General features: G+C 69.8%; 2 protein-coding genes and 1 pseudogene. All 3 read right to left on the bottom strand.

The features are described from left to right. A pseudogene (locus GT354_RS24775) lies at window positions 1–506 on the bottom strand (30S ribosomal protein S12 methylthiotransferase RimO); the annotation flags it as partial. A 69-nt stretch (window positions 507–575) separates the two neighbouring features. Further along, window positions 576–1,562 carry a helix-turn-helix domain-containing protein gene (locus GT354_RS24770; RefSeq protein ID WP_161358585.1) on the bottom strand — a complete coding sequence of 329 codons (987 nt, stop codon included), beginning with the start codon at window positions 1,560–1,562 and terminating at the stop codon, window positions 576–578. A 76-nt stretch (window positions 1,563–1,638) separates the two neighbouring features. After that, on the bottom strand, window positions 1,639–3,121 hold a 1,483-nt coding region (locus GT354_RS24765; protein ID WP_161358584.1), incomplete at its 5' end, for a DNA translocase FtsK.

The raw sequence follows: 3,121 nt of genomic DNA, 5'->3' as shown, positions 1-3,121 counted from the left end.
CCGGGCACCGCGACGTCCACGGCGGCCTGCCGCTCGACGGGGGTGATCGGCAGTAGCGCGCGGCGGTCGCGCGGCACGTGCGACACGTGGCTCTCGCCCGCGAGGATCGAGCGCAGGCGCCCGGAGATGTCGCCGTAGTCGTCGAAGCCGAGCACGGCGTCGGCCTCGGGCAGCGCGTCCGCGAGCTGGTCGCCGTAGCGTTCGGCGAGGCAGCCGACCGCGACGACGGCCTGCGTGCGACCGTCGATCTTGAGGTCGGCGGCCTCCAGGACGGTGTCGATCGAGTCCTTCTTGGCCGACGCGACGAAGCCGCACGTGTTGACCATGACGACGGAGGCGTCCGCGGCGTCCTCGACGAGGGACCAGCCGTCGGCCTCGAGCCGGCCGGCGAGTTCCTCCGAGTCCACCTCGTTGCGGGCGCAGCCGAGGGTGACCATGGCGACGGTGCGCAGGGCGGAGGGGCTCTCGGCCGGGGCGGCGGGGCGGGTGGTATCGCGGGCGGACATGCCGGAAAGCCTACGTCAGAGCCGGCCGTGGACCGGACGCAGGGAAGCGTGTGGTTGCCCCGTCGCGGCTCACCGACCGGTTGTGTCGGTGGGTGAGGCGCTCGTCGACTGCCGTGCCGGGCCGGTCGGGCTCTGCGGCGAGGTCGCCGGTGAGCGCGCGGGGCCGGTCGAGGTCTGCGGTGGGGACGGTTGGGATCGCGTGGAGCCACCGGTCGAGGTCTGCGAGGGGGACGCCTGCGGTCGCGTGGATCCCGTCGGGGTCTGTGACGTGCCGGCCTGCGGCTGCGGTGGGCTCGTCTGCATCTGCGGGGTGGGGTCGCCGGGGACGAAGGTGCGCTTGGCGATGGTGCCGTCCTCGCCCGCGACGCCGACGTCCTTGCCGTTGACGTTCAGGCGTACCGCGCCCGAGTTGCCGATCTGGAGCTTGATCCGTTCCGGGTCGGTGAGGACCTTGGTCTCGCCCTTGGCCAGGATCGCCTCGAACATCTCGTTGCCCTCGGAGTCGGTCGCCTGGACCCAGCTGCGGCCGCCGACGGCCGCGACCGCGACGGTGACGTCGTTCGGGAACCCGGGGGTTTCCACGACGGGCGCGGCGGGGGCGGGCGGCGGTGGCGACGCCGGGGCGTTGGGGGCGGGCGTGGTCGGGGTGATCTTCGAGGCGGTCGTCTTCTCGTCGTCGTCGGGGCGTCCGCCGACGAGCTGGACGAACGCGAAGATCAGCACGAGCACGACGGCGACCACCATCGCCATGGTCCAGTTCGGTCCGCGGTGTTCGACCGACTTGCGCGGGGAGTCGAAGATCTGGGCCGCGCGCGGAGTGCTCGTGCCGCCGATCTCCGCGTCGTACGCGGCGATGAGCGGGTCCGGTTCCAGGCCGGTGGCCCGGGCCAGGGTGCGGATGTGGCCGCGGGCGTAGAAATCGCCGCCGCACGGTCCGTAGTCGTCTCGTTCGATGCCCTCGATGATCGACTGCCTGATGCGGGTGACCTCACCGAGTCGTTCCACGGTGAGACCGGCCCGCTCCCGGGCTTCGGCGAGGCTCTGACCGATCGACACGACGCGCCCCTTATGCCTCATTCATCACGACTGCTACCCGTCATCACAACTGCCCACAATCATCACTTAAATCGGATCATTCTCCACGCAACGTGGCCAGTACTTGATCGATTTCATCCGGTTTGATCAATACGTCCCGGGCTTTCGATCCCTCGCTGGCACCGACGATGCCCCGACTCTCCATCAGGTCCATCAACCGGCCGGCCTTGGCGAAGCCCACCCGCAGCTTGCGCTGGAGCATCGAGGTCGAGCCGAACTGGGTCGAGATCACCAGCTCGGCGGCCTGGCACAGCAGGTCGAGGTCGTCGCCGATGTCCTCGTCGATCTTCTTCTTCTGTTCGGGCGCGGCGACGATCTCCTCGCGGTACTCCGGCTGCAGTTGCTCCTTGCAGTGCCGGGCGACCGCCTCGATCTCCTCCTCGGTGACGTAGGCGCCCTGCATGCGGACCGGCTTGCTCATCCCCATCGGCAGGAACAGCGCGTCACCCTTGCCGATCAGCTTCTCCGCGCCCGGCTGGTCCAGGATGACCCGGCTGTCGGCGAGCGAGGACGTCGCGAACGCGAGCCGGGAGGGCACGTTGGCCTTGATCAGGCCGGTCACCACGTCGACGCTGGGCCGCTGGGTCGCGAGCACGAGGTGGATGCCGGCCGCGCGCGCGAGTTGGGTGATCCGCACGATCGAGTCCTCGACGTCGCGCGGGGCGACCATCATCAGGTCGGCGAGCTCGTCCACGATCACCAGCAGGTACGGGTAGGGCGCGGGCTCACGTTCGCTGCCCGGCGGCATCTTGAGCTTGCCCGCCCGGACCGCGACGTTGAAGTCGTCGACGTGCCGGAAGCCGAAGTTGGCCAGGTCGTCGTAGCGCATGTCCATCTCGCGCACGACCCACTGGAGCGCCTCGGCGGCCTTCTTCGGGTTGGTGATGATCGGGGTGATCAGATGCGGGATGCCCTCGTAGGTGGTCAGCTCGACCCGCTTGGGGTCGACCAGCACCATCCGCACCTCCTCCGGTGTGGCGCGCATCATGATCGACGTGATCAGGCCGTTGATGCAGCTCGACTTGCCCGCGCCGGTCGCGCCCGCGACCAACAGGTGCGGCATCTTGGCGAGGTTGGCGACCACGTCGCGGCCCTCGACGTCCTTGCCGAGCGCGGCCAACATGGGATGGTCGTCGTCGGCGGCCGTCTCCGAGGCCAGGATGTCGCCGAGACTGACCATCTCGCGGTCGGTGTTGGGGATCTCGATGCCCACGGCCGATTTGCCCGGGATCGGGCTGATGATCCGTACGTCGGCGCTGGCCACCGCGTACGCGATGTTCTTGGCGAGCGCGGTGATCCGCTCGACCTTGACCGCCGGCCCCAGCTCGATCACGTAGCGGGTCACGGTGGGGCCGCGCGAGAAGCCGGTGACCTGCGCGTCCACGTTGAACTGCTGGAACACCTGGGTCAGCGCGGCGACCACGTCGTCGTTGGCCTTGCTGCGGGCCTTGGCCGGCGGGCCCTGCTTGAGCAGCGCGGGGCCCGGAAGGTGGTAGGTGACGTCGCCGGACAGGCGTAGC

Source organism: Streptomyces sp. SID3343 (assembly GCF_009865215.1).
GTDB lineage: Bacteria > Actinomycetota > Actinomycetes > Streptomycetales > Streptomycetaceae > Embleya.
The sequence above is the reverse complement of the archived record's forward strand: the minus strand, read 5'-3'. Positions and strand labels throughout refer to the sequence as shown.